This window comes from Epilithonimonas hungarica (assembly GCF_900102265.1).
In the GTDB taxonomy this organism is placed as follows: Bacteria; Bacteroidota; Bacteroidia; order Flavobacteriales; family Weeksellaceae; genus Epilithonimonas; species Epilithonimonas hungarica.
Genome location: NZ_FNBH01000001.1, coordinates 986,728 through 1,003,717 on the forward strand (window position 1 = coordinate 986,728; position 16,990 = coordinate 1,003,717).

Genomic DNA, 16,990 nt, shown 5'->3' on the forward strand with positions numbered 1-16,990 from the left:
AAAAAAGGGCTTCGACTAATAGTTGAAGCCTTTTTAAAATAAGGGTATGCTTGACGAGAACGAAGATTTCTTAGAAGACGAAATATTAAATGATGATAATTCCAATGAAGATGAAAACAGTGGATTGTATGAACATGTGAATATTAAAGTAGATAAAAACCAAGAACCACTTCGGGTGGATAAATATTTATCTATTTTTCGCCAAAATTCTTCCCGAAACAAGATCTCCCAAACTTGTAGGGCAGGTAATGTTGTTGTAAACGGAACTGTTGTAAAGCAAAATTACAGGGTAAAGCCTGGAGACGAGATCAGCGTTCTTCTAGCACATCCACCAAGGGAAAATGTTATCATTCCACAAGATATCCCCATCAATATTGTTTATGAAGATGCGGACTTGATCGTTGTAGACAAACATGCAGGAATGGTAGTTCATCCAGGGTTTGGGAATTGGGATGGCACATTGGTCAATGCGTTGGCATTTCATTTTGCTAAAGACCCGAATTATAATTCCGATCTGGATAGAGTAGGATTGGTCCATAGAATTGATAAAGATACTTCCGGATTACTGGTCATTGCGAAAACTGAATATGCATTAAGTTATTTGGCCAAACAATTCTTTGACAGAAAAACCAGACGTCTTTATTGGGCTTTTGTCTGGGGAAATGTTCAAGATGATGAAGGAACAATAACTGGACACATTGGGAGACATCCAAAAAACAGGATGCAGATGTACACTTATGAAGATGGTAGCCATGGTAAGCATGCTGTGACACATTACAAGGTTTTGGAACGATTTCGGTATATGACTTGGATAGAATGTAAGTTGGAAACAGGGAGAACGCATCAGATCCGTGCCCATATGAAACATATTGGCCATACCTTGTTTAATGATGAGAGGTATGAAGGGAACATCATAATGCGAGGTGTCAATCTTCCAAAGTATAAACAATTTGTACAGAATGTTTTTGAGGTTTTACCAAGACATGCCTTGCATGCGCATACTCTGGGATTCATTCATCCTACTACAAAAAAGGAAATGTACTTTGAAAGCCCGATGCCGAAAGATATGCTGGATGCTGCAGAACGTTGGAGAAAATATTTAGATAATAATTAGAGTTTTATATATTTGTAATGTGAAGAAGAACTATATATTTTATAAAGTATTTTTATTGCTTGCCACGGGTCTTTTTATAGATGCCAAAGCACAGGAAACTTTGCCTTTCTATCAGCAATATCTTGTTGACGGAGATTTCTTATTCAATCCGGCTTTATTGGGCAAAACAGATGATGTGGTTCTGAATCTGAATTATCAGAAGCAATTTTCACAACTCGATGAATCTCCTAATGTGCAAACTATAGGTTTGCATGCAAACGTTTTTGATAGGGTAGGAGCAGGTATCTCATTTTTCAGAGATCAGAATGGCCCGATATCTTCCAATGGTTTGATGTTGGGTGCTTCATATTTTATTCCTATTTCAGATGAGGAAGACCGCCAGGACCAGTTTTCGTTTGGTATAGGTACAAATCTTTATAATATGAATATCGATTATACCCAACTTAATCCCGAACAACCCGGCGATCCTGTTTTGGGAGAGAACACAAACGATATTTTTATTGCTTACGCCAATCTAGGAGCAGCAGTAAAATATAGAGGCTTTTTTGGAGGAGTTTCGGTTATTGATATTCCGATCAGTAATGATATCCCTATTGTGAATGGGATAGAACCTTCGCCCACCAAATTTTATCTTAACGCAGGTTACGATTGGCATTTTACAGATGGTATATTTTTAACACCTTCTTTGATGATGAACCTTAATACCAATTCCGCAAGAATATTTGATTATAATTTGATGGCAACAGCTTTCGGTGAGAAAAATAATATCTCTGCCGGAATCAGTTTCCGAAGTGCAAAAAGTGCTGTTGGAAGCCAAAATTTAGGAATGTCACCTATCATCAAAGGTCGAGTAGGTAATTTCACATTTGGTGGTGTTTATAATTTTGGTGTTTCGGAACTGACTGAGAATTTTGGGAATAGTTTTATGCTATCCATTGGATTTAATATCGAAAACTTTATCAACGCAAGAGGTTTCCGATACAGATAAATAATATAATTTGAATAAATTTGAGCTCTGATTTTTCAGGGCTTTTTTAATGATTTACCTTCACATTCCTTTCTGCAAACAAAAATGCAGCTATTGTAACTTTCATTTTTCAACTTCTTTTAGTTTGAAGGATGAGATGTTGTCAGCTATTAAAAAAGAAATCAGGCTAAGACATAACGAACTTGAAAATAGATCCTTAAAATCCCTTTATTTTGGAGGAGGGACGCCTTCTGTTTTAAGTGTTGATGAAATCAAATCTTTAATTGATGAAATTCAAAAATATTTCAGTTTTGATGAGAATATTGAAATTACTTTAGAATCCAACCCAGACGACCTTAATAAAAACTTTCTCAAAGAATTATCTCAGACAGAAATTAATCGATTGTCCATTGGAACGCAGAGTTTTTTTGATCAAGATCTGAAATTCATGAATCGTGCTCATAATGCTTCCGAAGCTGAAAGTTCGATTAAAAGAGCTCAGGATTTCGGTTTGGAAAATATCAGCATCGATTTGATTTACGGTTCGCCCACTTCCAACTTTGAGATATGGAAAGAAAATCTCAGTAAAACGATTGAACTGCAAGTTCCGCACGTTTCGTCTTATGCTTTAACGGTTGAACCAAAAACTGCTTTGGAAAAATGGATTGAGAATGGGAAAGTGAGTTCTCCTGAAGAAGCAGAACAGAATCAGGAATTCTATTATATGAAAGATTTCTTAAAAGATAATGGATTCGACCATTATGAGATTTCAAACTTTGGAAAGCCTGGATTTCATTCCAGACACAATTCTGCTTATTGGAAATCCGAGGCTTATCTGGGGATTGGCCCGTCTGCGCATTCTTACAATGGCAATCTCGAAAGAAGCTGGAATGTTGCCAATAATTCGCTTTATATCAAAAATATCAACCAGGATCTTCTTCCAAAGGAAACCGAAATCCTCTCTGAAAAAGACCGATTCAACGAAATGATGATGATCGGACTCAGGACAATTTGGGGCGTTGATCTGGGAAAAATCTATCAAAACTTCTCTTCAGAAATAATCGATTATCTTAATAAAGAAATTAAACCTAAATTGGAATCCGGAATTTTAATAATCGAAGATAATTACCTCAAAATTCCTGAAACACATTGGTTTTTAGCAGACGGCATTGCGAGTGATTTATTTATCATTTAAACACATCGACAAACTCAGGCTGACAATACTAAGAATTAGTATTAGAGTTGTCACATTGGGCCTGTCGAAATGTTTTTTGGAATAAAAATTTCACTACTTTTGTAAAGCTAAATATTTGCTGAGTTTTACGCTTTTGCGAGCATAAAAACATTGCAATTGTCAAAAAAACTTTGCGAACTTTGCGGTCAAAATAACAGATAAAGATTATCTCTTGAAAAAGAAAAAAGCCGATTACACACATCTATCAGCTAATCAACCAATCGGGATTTTTGATTCCGGCGTTGGTGGATTAACAGTTGCGAAAGAAATCAAAAGATTGTTGCCGAACGAAGATTTGATTTATTTTGGTGATACAAAACATCTTCCTTATGGTGAAAAATCCCGTGAGGCCATCGTCGGTTATTCAACAAAAATTACCAATTTTCTGATTGAGCAAAATTGTAAAGCGATTGTAATTGCTTGTAATACCGCTACAGCCAATGCTTTGCAGGAAGTTCAGGAATTAGTTGCGGACAGAGTTCCAGTGATTGATGTGATCAATCCTGTGGCTGAAAAAGTATCTTACGAAATTCATAACAACGTTGGTGTAATTGCCACTAAAGCAACCGTGAATTCCGGACTTTATAAAAAATCAATCCGAAAACATAACAAGTTCATCAAGGTTGACGAATTGGCAACGCCGCTTTTGGTCCCGGCAATCGAAGAAGGTTTTAAAAATCATCCGATCACCCATTCGATTATTTATAATTATTTGAGTAATAGTAAATTAAAAAATATCGAAACTTTGATTCTTGGCTGTACACATTATCCGCTTTTGATTGACGAAATCAAGCAGTATTATGGAAACCGTGTCCGCGTCATAGATTCTCCGAATATTGTTGCTAATCAGTTGAAAATGATTTTAGACAAACATCATCTTTTGAATGAAGAGAATCATCAATCCACATATCAATTTTTCTTGTCGGATATTACTAAGAATTTCGAAAAAATATCAAAAAAATTCTTTGGAAAATCGATAGATCTGGAATTGAAAGTTCTTTAAGATTTAAACCACATAGGCAAATAGTTTTTACTTAATAAAATTTTGAGGGACAAATGGTAATTTGCTATTTGCTCTTTATTATTTAAATTTTCAGCTTAATTTTCTATGTGCCTATGTGGTTAAACAACTAGAAATTCTCATTTCTGAAAATACTTTTAATTTCATCAATCTCATTTTGAACCATATTTTTTGTTCGTTCACCAAAATGTAGCGTATTTTCGATTTTGTTGTTGCCTTCCCAGGTTATCTCGATTCCGCCATTTGCAATTTCTTTTTTACAAAGAAAATCAGGAACAATTGAGAATCCCGAATTTCCACTTAAACAACGCACGATCGAGCAAATATTCGGGACGATATAATTCGGTTTGAAGTCCGGATGTCGGTTAAAATTGGCTTTCCAGAAGTTATTCAGATGTTCCATATCCGCTGCTGTGCTGTACCAGATTTGCTGTTTCAACCAATTTTCGGCCTCTTCGATCTTATTGGTTTTAATTAATTTTTTGAATTCCGAAGTATCAGTTCCCGTTCCATTGATCAAAACAATTTTTTCCTTGGAAAAAGCTTCAAAGCTCAGGTTTTTGAGATTAGTTTTTCTTGGTGTAATGATCAGATCTAACAAACCACTATCCAAATCCGAAAACATCTGTTCATACATTCCAAAACGGATGATCACATTGAAATCAAATGTCGGAATATGCTTTTCCAAAGTGAATTGAAAGGTTTCAAAACACATCCCTACACTTACAGTTGCACGTTCGGTTTTCGTGGTTTTATGAAACGTTTGTTCGGCAGTTTCTAGCTTTAAAAGTGGTTCCAGCGTGAAATTGTAAAGAATCTTTGCTTTTTCCGTCGGAATTAATTTCTTAGAAATCCTTTCGAACAAAGAATAACCAACATAGGCTTCCAACGAGCCGATATGAAGGCTCACGCCAGGCTGAGAAATATACAATTCCTTCGCCGCCTTGGTATAAGATTGAGTTTCATAGACGCTTTTAAAAGTTCTCAGCCATTCCAGATTTATCATTTTGTATTATAATTATGATGCAAATATATAATTTATATTATTTTTATAATTGATTTTTCTGTCGGAACTTTGCATCATTAAATTATTAAATAGAAAATTCAATGAAAAAAATATTTGTAATCAACGGTGGACAAACGTTCGCACATTCCGGTGGAGCTTTTAACAAAACGATTACCAATTGGACAAAAGATGTTTTGGAAAGCATTAATTTCGAAATTAGAGTAAGTAATGTGAATGAGGAATTTGATGCAGTTCAGGAAGCCGAGAATTTCAAATGGGCAGATATTGTGGTTTACCATTTTCCAGTCTGGTGGTTTCAGGTTCCGAATCGTTTGAAATTTTACATCGATGAAGTTTTCACGGCTGGTCACAATAATGGAATCTATAAAAGTGACGGACGTTCCCGAGTGAATCCGGCGATTAATTACGGAACAGGCGGTTTGATGCACGGTAAAAAATATTTTGTAACCACAAGTTGGAATGCGCCGGAAACTGCTTTTACTCTGGAAGGTGAATTTTTCAACCAGCATTCTGTAGATGAAGGGGTTTTGTTCGGTTTTCACAGGATGAACGCCTTCACAGGAATGACACTTTTAGGAAGCTTCCATTTCCACGATATGGAGAAGGCAGCTACTAAAGAAAGAATTGATAATTATGAAATTGAGTATAAAAATTATCTGAAAAATGCCTTGGAAACTGAAGAATTGAAAGTGTTGAATTAATTAAATAAAATCAAAATGTCAATCTATTTAACAGCGATTTTGAAATCGAAAAAAGATAAAATTCAGGATTTGAAATCAATTCTTGATAATATGGTCCTGAATACAAGAAAGGAAGAGGCTTGCGAAAAGTATGAACTACAACAAAGTCTGGATGACGAAACAGTTTTCATATTTCACGAGATCTGGAAAAGCAAAGATGGTTTGGATGCTCACAATCAGCAATCTTATATCAAAGAGTTTGTAGAAGAAGCGCCAGATTTATTAGAAAATCCAGCTGAGATTTATCTTGCGAAATTAGTTTAAAATAAAAACGCCCCGATTAATCGAGGCGTTTTTTTATAACAAAATAGTTTTATTGATATTGATATCTTCTAAAAATCGATTATCGTGAGAAACCACAATCAAAGTTCCTTCGTAATCGTTGATTGCGGATGTCAAAATCTCAATATTTTGGATATCGAGATTATTCGTTGGCTCATCCAGAATTATCATATCAGGCGAAATATTCTGAATGGAAAGACAGCAGAGTAGAAGCTTTAGTTTTTCGCCTCCGCTTAAGAATTCACATTTTTTGTCCCAATCATTTTTCCAGAAAAGAAAACGTGCTAAAATGGTTTTAATCTCGTGTTCTTCAAGGTTTTTTAAATTGAATTGCTGAGTTTGTTCATAAACCGAAAGTTTATTATCAACCAAAGAATATTCTTGGTCGATGTAAATCGTTTTCTTTTCCGCTAAATAGATTTCGCCAAAAGTCGGTTCAAATTCTCCTAAAATCATTTTAATCAAAGTTGTTTTCCCAGAACCGTTATCGCCTTTTATCACAATTCTTTCTCCACTCACAATTTGAAAATCTAGATTGTTTTTCCAAAGATTTCCTTGATAATAACTGAAATTGATTTGTTCGGCTTTGACCAAGATTTTCCCTTTATGAAGCTGAGAATTATCAAAATTGATTTTCATTTTATCGATTCCGGAAAGATTGTCTTTCAGGTTGTGAAGATTTTCTCTGATGTTATCGATTTTTTCAGAATGAACGGATTTCAGTTTTGAGGTGCTGTTTTCCGCTTTGTTGCGAAGTGTGTTCATCATAATTCTGGAAACACCCGATTTTTCCTGCTTTCCTTTTCCTCGGGAATCTAGTTTGTTTTGTCTTTCAATCGTTTCGCGCTCTTTTTCTTTGGCTTTTTTTAGTTCCTTTTCTCGGTTTTGAATATTCTGTTCAAGTGAATTTTGCTCAATTTTTTTCTGTTCAGAATAGAAATCATAATTTCCTCCATAAACCGAAATTCCATTTTTATTGAGTTCGCAAGTTTTATCCAAAAGATTGAGCAAAACTCTGTCGTGGCTCACAATCAAAAGACTTTTTGAAGTTGATTTGATAAACTCATAAAGCAAATTTCTACTTGCTAAATCCAAATGATTCGTAGGTTCATCCATCAAAATGAAATCCGGCTGATGAATCATCATTCCAGCAAGAAATATTTTGGTTTTTTGTCCACCACTTAGATTTTCTATTTTCAGATTCGAATCAAAATCAGATAGATTCCAATATGTGAAAGATTCTTTGATTCTGTCTTCGATCGTCCAATCGTCGTTTAAGATTTCCATATTATCTTCGGTGACAGAACCGTTTAGAATTTCCTTTAAAGCATTCAGTTTTTTGTCAATATTTAAAACTTCAGCAATACTCAAATGATTATACTGACCGAAAATCTGTGGAATATAATAGATATTAGAATCAAATTTAATCGTGCCTGATTTTGGTTGTAATTCGCCGGCGATTATTTTGAGCAAAGTCGATTTTCCGGAACCATTATTTCCGATTAAAGCTATTTTTTCCTGAGAATTAAATGTAAAGTTGATGTCCGAAAAAAGAACATCTTTATTGGGATGTTGATAAGATATATCTTGTAAAATTAACATAATTTCTTTTTTAAGATGGAACAATAGCAGACGAGATTGTCTACAGAAGATTGTCTGAAAAGAAATTGAATTTTACATTATAATCTTTAGAAGTTTATCCCTGCAAAGTTAGAAATTATTTTTTGAAGTAGAGATTTACAAATTTATAATCCGATTTTCTTCATAACAAGATTCAGCTTTTGCTTCCATTCTACGGGTTTTGTGGAATAACCGGAAGATGCGATGGCTACAAACCAATCGTTATGGTCTTGCGAACCTTTTAGCTTTTCATAGAATTTTCTTTTCGAAACCCATTCGCAAAAAGCGCGATAGGAAGCTTTGGAATCCGTAAAATTTTTGAATCTGGAACTATTGACATTATTTCTTCCTGTCATTCCAAAATGATTGTTCAGGACTTTGCAAGCCGAACTTGTCCCGCCGCCGGTTTCCATATAAGCAATCGAGAGAATCACAACTGTTGGAATCCCAAATTCCTGAGAAAGTTCTGTTGCAATTGTTTTGTATTGATTGATGTAAGAATTCTGAGCAGAGATTTTCAAGCTGAAAAACAGAATGAAAATCATTAATGATCTGATGTTGAAATTCTTCATATTACAATTGATTTTATTCAGAAACAGCTTCAGCTTCGAAGAAAGAAAAACTTACGTTTCCGTATTTTCTGGTGTCTTTCAAGTTCGGATGAGAAAACTTTAGTCTACTCTGGTGTTCCAAAATGAAAACGCCGTTCGGTTTCAGTAATCCGTTGTTTAAAACTAAATCAATCAGTTCCTTATATTTACTTTCGTCTGTTTCAAAAGGCGCATCTGCGAAAATAATATCATATTTTTTCTCGTGATTTCTTTTCCTTTTTAGCCAATCGAAGACATCTGCCCGTTGAACATTCACCTGTAATCCCATATCCAAATCATTGGCTGTGGAATTGATGAATCCGGCGTGTTTTGGATTTAGTTCGATCGATGTGATGTCCTGACAATCGCGTGAAGCAAATTCCAAAGTAATGGAACCAATTCCGGCAAACAAATCCAAAACGGAACAAAATTCCAGATCAAATCGGTTTTCAATCATACTGAAAAGCGCTTCTTTTGCGAAGTCAGTTGTTGGTCTTACATCGAAATTTTTTGGCGCCGCGATTTTCTTGGCTTTCCATTTTCCGGATATGATTCGGTACATAATTGATAGTTGATAAATGATAATTCTCTAATTTCTTAGAGTTTAAATTTTTTCTCGCCTTAACTCAAAACGAAATTCTTCTTATGCAAATTGTCGAAAACGATTTTCAGATTCGGGACGAATTTCTGCATTTCCGAGATGAAGGTTTCGTTTTCAGTTGTTTCTCCATAAATATAAAAGTAAGTTTCAGAAATCCCGAAATCAATTTTACTCAATGTAAACATTATGAAGTATAGAAAATCCACTTCCGAAGCTGCGTCAAGGTTATTGTAAAGAATAACTTTTTTGTTTTCAATAGCGAAAAATTCTGCTTGCTGATGGTAAAGGTTCACGTGGATTTCTTTTCGGTTTTTCACATTCAGGGAATTCAGAAACTTTTCACCTGAAAAATTGAAATGAACCGGAACTTCCAACTGTTTTATTTTTGTGTAAAATTCTTTAGGAAAGCTATAATAAAACTGAATCCCAAATTTCTTATTCACAGAAAGCATCAGCTCTTCCGCATCTTTTCTGACATCGGCGTTGTAGGAGATCAGATCATAGCCCAAATCGTGCTGGTCAAAACCTTCTTTCACAATCGAAAAATGATTGATTGAAGAAATCACAGAGATTTCAGAAAACTTCTCAGAAGCCAAGATCTCATCCAGTTTCTCTTCCACCAGATTTTTTGGCGTTTCTTCATCTTTCAGCCAGATCTTTTCTTCCAAGACCTTTTTGGATCTAGAAATCTGCCACTGCAAACCATCTTTCGTAAAAAGCAAGGATAATTTCCTCATATTTCTTGTTCTGATATTTAATAGTTTTCAGTAAAATCTGAAAAACTGAGATTTGCAAAGTTAAAAAATTAAAACTTTACTATTTCACTCTCGGTCAATTCTTATATTATGGTTATCTTCGCAGTTAATTCGATTTATTCTAAGGATGAACAAGATATCATTTTTCTTAATATTACTAGTTTCTCAATTGAGTTTTTCTCAACAGACCATCAAATTTGAAGATTCTGATTTTGCAACTATTCTAGCTAAGGCTAAGGCTGAAAAGAAATTGGTTTTTCTGGATGCTTATGCAGCTTGGTGCGGACCGTGTAAGTTAATGGAGAAAAACGTTTTTACAGACAAGAACGTTGCAGACTATTATAACAAAAACTTCATCAATGCCCATTTCGACATGGAAAAAGGCGAAGGTCCAAGTCTGGCTTCAAAATACGGAATCAGAAGTTATCCAACTTTGTTATTTTTAAATGGAGAAGGCGAAATTGTAGGCAAAGAATTGGGTTATATCAAAACAGAAGAATTCCTGGCATTAGGAAAAAAGAATAACAATCCAAGTCTGGTCAATACAAATCTAAAAGATGAATTTCTGAAAGGAAAATTAGACCAAGCAGGTTTATTGAACTTTATTAATCTTTACGCAAGCAAAGACCCCGTTTTAGCAAAGCAGGCCTCCGAAAAATATTTTGTCAATAAAAAAGACAAAGAGTTTTCTGGCGAAGAAGTCAACGCACTTCTGAATTTTACTCAATCTGTGGATGATAAGAACTATAAAGTTTTTATAGCGAATAAAACAGAAATTACAAAGCTTCTTCCAGAGAATAATTATAAGCAGTTTGACAATTATCTTAAATTGATGAAATTGGTGACATCAGCAACAGACGAAAAAACAAAAACAATCGATGATGCAAAGATCCTTAAAGAAGGAGAAGGTTTGTTCCCAAAAGAAGAACTGACAAAAAGTTTGAATCTTTACAAGTTGAATTATTATTCTGCTCACGATAACTTTCCAGCTTACGAAAAGACAGCCTTAGAATATTACAAGAATCCGGATGAGTTCAATAATAATGAGTTGTTGGCAGCTGCAAGTACAATCAGTGAACAATCAAAAGATATCAAATCTCTTCAAGCCGCGGCGCGTTGGACAGAGAAAGTGGTAATGTCTTCAGAAAACTTTGATTCTACAAGCATTTTGGCAACATTATATGAGAAATTAGGAAAAAAAGAAGAAGCTAAAATGTTTGCAGGAATGGCAGCCAATTTCGCAAAAGAAGAAAACAGAGATGCCACAAAAATGAACGAAATACTGAACAAAAAATAATGATGAAAAAACTTTTGTTGCTGAGTTTTATTGGCATTATCACTTACGGCTTTTCGCAAAAAAATGAAACTTATATCAAAGCCAATGCTTTATTCCTTCCAGTAGGAATGCTGAATGTGGGCGTAGAACACGGCTTCTCAGATCATATCACAGGACAGGCAGATTTATTTGTTTCTCCATGGAAATCATTCGCAGGAAAACACGCACAAGTTTATATTTTGGGTTTCAATGGAAGGTATTATTTCAATGAGGCTTTTAAGAAATTCTATGTTGGCGTTGATTTTTCATTAGCACGATTTAATATCCAAAAGTGGGGATATTGGAATGATAACTTTTATGTTCATAAAAATGGAGTGGTGACGCCTTATATTAATTCTAATTTATATCAAAGAGGATATTCATTTATGTTAGGCGGATTAGCTGGTTACCAATTTACTTTGGGCGAGCGTTGGAATCTGGACTTGTATCTTGGTCTTGGGACGATGCAAAGTTTTTACAAAGGATATGACAAGTTGAGCGGCGACCGCTATGATACAGAAGGAGATTCTATGGGTAGAGAGACAAATAGGAGTGGGGAGTTGCTTCCTTATAAAGGTGGGCTAATGATTTCTTATAAACTTTAGAACAATGAATTTGAAAAATCCAAAGTATATTTTAATTGCTGTCGTCACATTTTTGATCGTTTTCCTAATGAACTATATTGGAAATGATGCACCAGATAAATTATCCAGAGCTTTGATGACCGCTTTTGCAGCAGTAATAGGTCTGGGAATTGGAATGTGGATCTACAGCAAAAGAGACCAAAACGACGAACGTAACAACTTTGATTAACTAAATTGATTTTTATGCAGATCGATCTACAATCTGGTAAAAAAATATATTTCGCTTCCGACCAACATTTCGGAGTTCCTGATTTGCAACAAAGCCGAATTAGGGAAGAGAGGTTTATCCGTTGGTTAGATTCTATAAAAAAAGATGCACAAGTTCTTTTTTTAATGGGTGATCTCTTTGATTTTTGGCATGAGTGGAAATATGTGGTTCCGAAAGGTTACATCAGAGTTTTGGGAAAAATTGCGGAACTGAAAGATTCTGGAATTGATATCTATTTCTTTGTTGGGAATCATGATCTTTGGATGAAAAATTACTTCGAGGAGGAATTGGGAATCCCGGTTTTCTTTGAAAAAAGATATTACGAGATCTCTGATAAAAACTTTCTTCTGGCACACGGCGATGGCCTTGGCCCAGGTGATAAAGGCTACAAGAGAATGAAGAAGGTCTTTACCAATCCTTTGGCCCAGTGGGCTTTCCGTTGGTTACATCCTGATATTGCAATGAGAATTGCCAATTACATGTCTCAGAAAAATAAATTGATATCCGGTGAAGAGGACAAAGAGTTTCTGGGAGAAGACAAAGAATTTCTAATACAATATTCCAAGGAAAAGCTTAAAACCGAAAATATCGATTATTTTGTTTTTGGACATCGTCATCTTCCTTTGGTTTTTGATCTGGGAAAGGATGCAAAATATATCAACCTTGGCGATTGGATTGTCTATTTTACTTATGGTGTTTATGATGGACAATCGTTTGATGTGAAAAAATTTGAAGATTAAATTTCAAAATCTGATTTGAAAGCAATGAAGCAGAATATTTTCGACATACAAACCGAATCTGATTTCGAAACAGCTTGTTTGGAAACTTTTCGTTATCAATATGAAAATGTAGAAGTTTACAGAAAGTTTGTTGATTATTTAAATATCGATCCATCAAGCATAAAACAGGTATCTGAAGTGCCGTTTTTACCGATTGAGATTTTCAAAAATCATTTGGTTTTGGACAGTAATTTTTCTTCAGAACAATATTTCCAAAGTTCCGGAACCACACAAACGAATCGTTCCAAGCATTATATTGCCGATTTTTCGCTTTATGAGGAGAGTATTTACAAAAGTTTTGAGCAATTTATTGGTAAACCGGAAGACTATATTTTTCTGGGATTATTGCCCAATTATTCTGAAAATCCACATTCGTCTCTGATTTATATGATTGATTATCTGATAAAGAGATCTGATAAACCAGAAAATGGATACTTTCTTTATAATCATCAGGAATTGTTTGATCTGCTTCAAACTTTAATTGATAAAAAAGTAATTCTTTTCGGAGTTTCATTCGCATTGTTGGATTTTCTGGATTTCTGTGATCCAAATTCCCAAACGCTCCAATTCTCCAACACTCTTACTGTAATTGAAACAGGTGGAATGAAAGGAAGAAAAGAAGAAATGACAAAAGATGAGTTGCTGAAAATTTTTCAAAACGGATTCAAAACGGAAAAGATCTACTCAGAATATTCGATGACGGAGCTACTTTCCCAGGCATATTCTTTAGGAGAAAATACCTATAAAAGTCCAAATTGGATGAGAATCCTAATCAGAAATACCGAAGACCCATTTTCTTATGTTGAAGATGGGAGAACAGGTGCCATTAATATCATCGATCTGGCAAACAGGCATTCCTGCTCTTTTATTGCGACTCAGGATTTGGGAAGAATTGAAAATGATACATTCCAAGTTTTAGGAAGAATTGATCATTCCGATATCCGTGGTTGTAGTCTTTTGGTATCTTAAATTTGTATTTTATTTATAATTAATTATATTTGAAAAAACACAAATTTAATTATCTAAGTATTCTATTAAATGAGATTGTTATTTTTGGTTTTTCTGTTGTTTTTTTCTGTTTTCAAATCACAAAAATGTTATGATCTGAAGACGGTTCTGAAAGTGGAGCCAACCGAACTATACAAACCTCATTTACTAGCTGCGCAAAATTTCGGGGTCAATATCTTGGAAAGCACCAAAGCAGTTGACAAATACATAGCTAAAGGAAAATTCGTTAAAGTAAAAAAGAAGTCACGTGGTTATCGTTTACAGACTTTGGAATACAGTCGGCCTTATTTGGTGAAAAAAGCAAGAACGACACTGGAAAATATGGGAAATAAATTTGCAACCGAGACCAAGAGTTTCTTTGTGGTGTCATCTGTCACAAGAACTTTGGAAGACCAATGCCGATTAAGAAAAGTCAATTCCAATGCATCATTAGGGATAAGTTCTCATAATTATGGAGCTGCTTTTGACATCTCATATGTTAGATTTGATCATAAACTGAAGGTCAATACAAAACTTGAAAAAGAGCTGGAGAAAATTCTTGAATATTACAAAAATCTTGGACGCATATTTTACGTCAAAGAAAAGCAGCAAAGCTGTTACCACGTCACAGTTCGGAAATATTAGAACATATCAGGGATGTTGAAAATAGAAGAGCTTGTTCACAATTTTGTTAATGCCAATTGTGATTTCGATAAGGAGATCGTTTTGACCAATTTTTTCCATTCCGATTGGGAAGCTGATATTCTTTTAATTAATGATCTAGGTTTTAGTCATGAGATCGAGATCAAATTATCCAAGTCCGATTTCAAAAATGATTTTAAGAAATTCTATACCAACCAAACAACTGGAGAGAAGTTTCTAAAGCATGATAAGATCGGTTGTGGAGATTATATCTGTAATTCGTTCAGCTTTCTTTTACCGATGGGAATGATTAGTTATAATGATATTCCTGAACATTGCGGAATCATAGAATTTTATCATAATGAAGATAATTGGGAAACAACTTTTTACAAGATCAGAGAACCTAAAACCATTCATGAAGATTCTTATTGGACGTTATGTGATAAAGAACTTTTTATACGGAATCTCGCTCGTAATCTCTTGATCAAAAAATTTGAATTGAAAGGAAAACAAGAGGAATTAATATTCAAAAATAATTTCAGTCCTAAAAAATGAAAACCCCGAAATTTATTTTCGAGGTTTTATATTATAGATTTAATTTGTTTTTATGCTACTTCAACATCATTTTTTTGTAATAAGAATTTGTAGATCAAACCACCGGTGATTCCACCTAAAATTGGAGCTACCCAAAATAGCCAAACTTGTGACAAAGCAAAACTTCCTGCAAAAATAGCCTGAGAAAGAGATCTCGCTGGATTTACAGAGGTATTAGTGATTGGAATAGAGATCAAGTGGATCAAAGTTAAACCCAGACCAATGGCAATTCCTGCAAATTTTCCATTGGCAAATTTATCTGTTGCTCCTAATATGATTATCAAAAAGAAAGTGGTCAAAAGGAATTCTGTCAAAAACGCAGCTCCCAAAGAATAACTTTTTCCAAAATATACTGCTTCTCCATAAAAATTAGAGGCAAAAGCACCTGCACTTCCGTCACCAGAACCTCCGTTGATAAAACTTAAAGCTGCTGCTGCTGCAATAGCGCCAACACATTGTGCCACAATATAAGGAAGTAGATCTTTTCCTGGAAATCTGCCACCGGCCAAAAGACCAAAAGATACAGCCGGATTAAAATGCCCACCCGAAATATGTCCTACAGCATATGCCATGGTAAGAACCGTAAGTCCGAATGCCAAAGCGACACCTAACAAAAGGATTCCCAATTGTCCATTGGACGCTGGAGCAATCTGTGAAGCAAAGATCGCACTTCCGCAACCTCCGAAAACCAACCAAAATGTGCCGAAAAATTCAGCAAATAGTTTTTTAATCATAATGTTTTTTTTAATTGTTATATCAAATATAATATTTTAATTCTATTGTAATGATTTTTTTAATAAAATATGTTTTGGTTTAACTTTGTATGACTTAATAAAGTAAAAATATATGGCTTTAAAATATTCAATTCTGGATCTGGCAACTATTGTTAAAGGAGATGATATAAATAAAACGTTTCAAAAATCCGTTCAGTCTGCACAATTGGCTGAAAAACTTGGGTTTACAAGATATTGGTTCTCCGAACATCACAACTTTCCGAATGTCGCAAGTGCTTCAACTTCGATCTTAATTGGGCACATTGCATCACAAACGAAAACTCTGAGAGTCGGATCGGGTGGAATAATGCTTCCGAACCATTCAACTTTATCAGTTGCAGAACAGTTTGGGACATTGGATGGATTATTCCCCGGAAGAATAGATCTTGGATTGGGAAGAGCGCCAGGAACTGACATGTTGACGGCTACGGCTTTGCGGGGAAATAACTTCAATCCCAATTACAATTTTGAATTTCATATCAAGGAACTTCAAAAATACATGTCCAAAGAAAATTCTGGATCCAAAGTAAGAGCGATTCCAGGAGAAGGGGCCGATGTTCCATTTTATATCTTGGGAAGTTCCACTGATTCTGCTTTTTTGGCAGCTAAATTAGGATTGCCTTATGCGTTTGCAGCACATTTTGCACCGTCACAATTAGAGGTTGCTTTGGAAATTTACAGAGAACATTTTCAACCTTCAGAATTTTTGGACAAGCCTTATGTGATGGTTTGCATCAATATTATCGGTGCGGATTCTGTGGATGAAGCTCATTATTTATCAACATCGCATTTTCAGGCCTTTGTTAATATTTTGACAGACCAAAGACAACCACTCTTACCACCGGAAGAAACAGAACTGGCTGATATTTCTGATGAGGTTGCACTTCATCTCAATAGAATGGCCGCCAAAACTTTTGTAGGAAATAAGGAAACTTTGAGAGAGAAATTAAGCAAATTTGTAAAAGATCACAGACCAGATGAGATCATAGTTTCCGGTAATATTTATGACTTTGATAAGAAATCGAAATCCTACGAGATTGCTTCGGAAGTTATCAAATCACTATAATTAAAAAGCACAAACCTAAGTTTGTGCTTTT

20 protein-coding genes are annotated in these 16,990 nt (G+C 34.8%); 14 read left to right on the plus strand and 6 right to left on the minus strand.

What is annotated here, in order from left to right; translation table 11 throughout:
• Window positions 1–46 precede the first annotated feature (46 nt).
• From BLT30_RS04505 to murI, 4 genes are all read left to right on the plus strand, one after another.
• A complete protein-coding gene (locus tag BLT30_RS04505) occupies window positions 47–1,114 on the plus strand; it encodes an RluA family pseudouridine synthase (RefSeq protein ID WP_089871796.1) in 1,068 nt (355 codons plus the stop codon).
• 19 nt (window positions 1,115–1,133) lie between these two features.
• Window positions 1,134–2,102 carry a PorP/SprF family type IX secretion system membrane protein gene (locus tag BLT30_RS04510; RefSeq protein ID WP_317040511.1) on the plus strand — a complete coding sequence of 323 codons (969 nt, stop codon included), beginning with the start codon at window positions 1,134–1,136 and terminating at the stop codon, window positions 2,100–2,102.
• Between the two features lie 49 nt (window positions 2,103–2,151).
• A complete protein-coding gene (gene hemW, locus BLT30_RS04515) occupies window positions 2,152–3,276 on the plus strand; it encodes a radical SAM family heme chaperone HemW (protein WP_089871798.1) in 1,125 nt (374 codons plus the stop codon).
• A gap of 211 nt (window positions 3,277–3,487) precedes the next feature.
• Window positions 3,488–4,318 carry a glutamate racemase gene (gene murI, locus BLT30_RS04520; protein ID WP_089871800.1) on the plus strand — a complete coding sequence of 277 codons (831 nt, stop codon included), beginning with the start codon at window positions 3,488–3,490 and terminating at the stop codon, window positions 4,316–4,318.
• Window positions 4,319–4,445: 127 nt separating this feature from the next.
• On the opposite strand, the gene BLT30_RS04525 is transcribed toward murI, so the two are convergent.
• Window positions 4,446–5,342, minus strand: coding sequence for a LysR family transcriptional regulator (locus BLT30_RS04525; protein WP_089871802.1), 897 nt, complete (start codon window positions 5,340–5,342; stop codon window positions 4,446–4,448).
• Between the two features lie 101 nt (window positions 5,343–5,443).
• Between BLT30_RS04525 and BLT30_RS04530 the strand changes: the two genes are divergently transcribed.
• Both BLT30_RS04530 and BLT30_RS04535 read left to right on the plus strand, forming a co-directional pair.
• Entirely contained in the window at window positions 5,444–6,064 is a 621-nt protein-coding gene (locus tag BLT30_RS04530) for an NAD(P)H-dependent oxidoreductase (RefSeq protein WP_089871804.1), read from the plus strand.
• A gap of 15 nt (window positions 6,065–6,079) precedes the next feature.
• A complete protein-coding gene (locus tag BLT30_RS04535) occupies window positions 6,080–6,367 on the plus strand; it encodes a putative quinol monooxygenase (protein WP_089871806.1) in 288 nt (95 codons plus the stop codon).
• 33 nt (window positions 6,368–6,400) lie between these two features.
• On the opposite strand, the gene abc-f is transcribed toward BLT30_RS04535, so the two are convergent.
• From abc-f to BLT30_RS04555, 4 genes are all read right to left on the minus strand, one after another.
• Window positions 6,401–7,987, minus strand: a complete 1,587-nt coding sequence (gene abc-f / locus BLT30_RS04540; protein WP_089871808.1) for a ribosomal protection-like ABC-F family protein — start codon at window positions 7,985–7,987, stop codon at window positions 6,401–6,403.
• A 143-nt stretch (window positions 7,988–8,130) separates the two neighbouring features.
• Entirely contained in the window at window positions 8,131–8,577 is a 447-nt protein-coding gene (locus BLT30_RS04545; protein WP_089871810.1) for a glucosaminidase domain-containing protein, read from the minus strand.
• A gap of 13 nt (window positions 8,578–8,590) precedes the next feature.
• Entirely contained in the window at window positions 8,591–9,157 is a 567-nt protein-coding gene (locus BLT30_RS04550) for an RsmD family RNA methyltransferase (protein ID WP_089871812.1), read from the minus strand.
• Window positions 9,158–9,216: 59 nt separating this feature from the next.
• Window positions 9,217–9,948, minus strand: coding sequence for a DUF3822 family protein (locus tag BLT30_RS04555; protein ID WP_262488083.1), 732 nt, complete (start codon window positions 9,946–9,948; stop codon window positions 9,217–9,219).
• Between the two features lie 130 nt (window positions 9,949–10,078).
• Here BLT30_RS04555 and BLT30_RS04560 point away from each other — a divergent pair, with 130 nt between their 5' ends.
• The 7 genes from BLT30_RS04560 to BLT30_RS04590 all read left to right on the plus strand — a co-directional run bounded on the left by BLT30_RS04560 (window position 10,079) and on the right by BLT30_RS04590 (window position 15,081).
• A complete protein-coding gene (locus tag BLT30_RS04560) occupies window positions 10,079–11,248 on the plus strand; it encodes a thioredoxin family protein (RefSeq protein WP_089871816.1) in 1,170 nt (389 codons plus the stop codon).
• Entirely contained in the window at window positions 11,248–11,871 is a 624-nt protein-coding gene (locus BLT30_RS04565; RefSeq protein ID WP_245707111.1) for a DUF3575 domain-containing protein, read from the plus strand. Before BLT30_RS04560 ends, BLT30_RS04565 begins: the two co-directional genes overlap by 1 nt.
• Before the next feature lie 4 nt (window positions 11,872–11,875).
• The gene (locus BLT30_RS04570; RefSeq protein ID WP_089871818.1) at window positions 11,876–12,079 is read left to right on the plus strand and encodes a hypothetical protein; all 204 of its coding nucleotides are present in this window, start codon (window positions 11,876–11,878) and stop codon (window positions 12,077–12,079) included.
• A gap of 14 nt (window positions 12,080–12,093) precedes the next feature.
• Window positions 12,094–12,858: a UDP-2,3-diacylglucosamine diphosphatase gene (locus BLT30_RS04575; RefSeq protein WP_089871820.1), complete on the plus strand. Its 765-nt coding sequence runs from the start codon at window positions 12,094–12,096 to the stop codon at window positions 12,856–12,858.
• 24 nt (window positions 12,859–12,882) lie between these two features.
• Window positions 12,883–13,866, plus strand: coding sequence for a LuxE/PaaK family acyltransferase (locus tag BLT30_RS04580; protein WP_089871821.1), 984 nt, complete (start codon window positions 12,883–12,885; stop codon window positions 13,864–13,866).
• Window positions 13,867–13,935: 69 nt separating this feature from the next.
• Window positions 13,936–14,529: a DUF5715 family protein gene (locus BLT30_RS04585; RefSeq protein ID WP_089871823.1), complete on the plus strand. Its 594-nt coding sequence runs from the start codon at window positions 13,936–13,938 to the stop codon at window positions 14,527–14,529.
• 12 nt (window positions 14,530–14,541) lie between these two features.
• Window positions 14,542–15,081 carry a hypothetical protein gene (locus tag BLT30_RS04590; protein ID WP_089871825.1) on the plus strand — a complete coding sequence of 180 codons (540 nt, stop codon included), beginning with the start codon at window positions 14,542–14,544 and terminating at the stop codon, window positions 15,079–15,081.
• Window positions 15,082–15,131: 50 nt separating this feature from the next.
• On the opposite strand, the gene aqpZ is transcribed toward BLT30_RS04590, so the two are convergent.
• Window positions 15,132–15,851 carry an aquaporin Z gene (gene aqpZ / locus BLT30_RS04595; protein WP_089872905.1) on the minus strand — a complete coding sequence of 240 codons (720 nt, stop codon included), beginning with the start codon at window positions 15,849–15,851 and terminating at the stop codon, window positions 15,132–15,134.
• Between the two features lie 115 nt (window positions 15,852–15,966).
• Here aqpZ and BLT30_RS04600 point away from each other — a divergent pair, with 115 nt between their 5' ends.
• A complete protein-coding gene (locus BLT30_RS04600; protein WP_089871827.1) occupies window positions 15,967–16,959 on the plus strand; it encodes an LLM class flavin-dependent oxidoreductase in 993 nt (330 codons plus the stop codon).
• Window positions 16,960–16,990: the final 31 nt, after the last annotated feature.

Bases quoted from the DNA above. Each gene is read 5' to 3' on its own strand.
- BLT30_RS04575 (WP_089871820.1), top strand. From the start codon at position 12,094: ATGCAGATCGATCTACAATCTGGTAAAAAAATATATTTCGCTTCCGAC.
- BLT30_RS04545 (WP_089871810.1), bottom strand. From the start codon at position 8,577: ATGAAGAATTTCAACATCAGATCATTAATGATTTTCATTCTGTTTTTC.
- BLT30_RS04570 (WP_089871818.1), top strand. From the start codon at position 11,876: ATGAATTTGAAAAATCCAAAGTATATTTTAATTGCTGTCGTCACATTT.
- hemW (WP_089871798.1), top strand. From the start codon at position 2,152: ATGATTTACCTTCACATTCCTTTCTGCAAACAAAAATGCAGCTATTGT.
- BLT30_RS04590 (WP_089871825.1), top strand. From the start codon at position 14,542: ATGTTGAAAATAGAAGAGCTTGTTCACAATTTTGTTAATGCCAATTGT.
- abc-f (WP_089871808.1), bottom strand. From the start codon at position 7,987: ATGTTAATTTTACAAGATATATCTTATCAACATCCCAATAAAGATGTT.
- BLT30_RS04560 (WP_089871816.1), top strand. From the start codon at position 10,079: ATGAACAAGATATCATTTTTCTTAATATTACTAGTTTCTCAATTGAGT.
- BLT30_RS04565 (WP_245707111.1), top strand. From the start codon at position 11,248: ATGATGAAAAAACTTTTGTTGCTGAGTTTTATTGGCATTATCACTTAC.
- BLT30_RS04550 (WP_089871812.1), bottom strand. From the start codon at position 9,157: ATGTACCGAATCATATCCGGAAAATGGAAAGCCAAGAAAATCGCGGCG.
- BLT30_RS04505 (WP_089871796.1), top strand. From the start codon at position 47: ATGCTTGACGAGAACGAAGATTTCTTAGAAGACGAAATATTAAATGAT.
- BLT30_RS04585 (WP_089871823.1), top strand. From the start codon at position 13,936: ATGAGATTGTTATTTTTGGTTTTTCTGTTGTTTTTTTCTGTTTTCAAA.
- BLT30_RS04600 (WP_089871827.1), top strand. From the start codon at position 15,967: ATGGCTTTAAAATATTCAATTCTGGATCTGGCAACTATTGTTAAAGGA.
- BLT30_RS04535 (WP_089871806.1), top strand. From the start codon at position 6,080: ATGTCAATCTATTTAACAGCGATTTTGAAATCGAAAAAAGATAAAATT.
- BLT30_RS04580 (WP_089871821.1), top strand. From the start codon at position 12,883: ATGAAGCAGAATATTTTCGACATACAAACCGAATCTGATTTCGAAACA.
- BLT30_RS04525 (WP_089871802.1), bottom strand. From the start codon at position 5,342: ATGATAAATCTGGAATGGCTGAGAACTTTTAAAAGCGTCTATGAAACT.
- BLT30_RS04530 (WP_089871804.1), top strand. From the start codon at position 5,444: ATGAAAAAAATATTTGTAATCAACGGTGGACAAACGTTCGCACATTCC.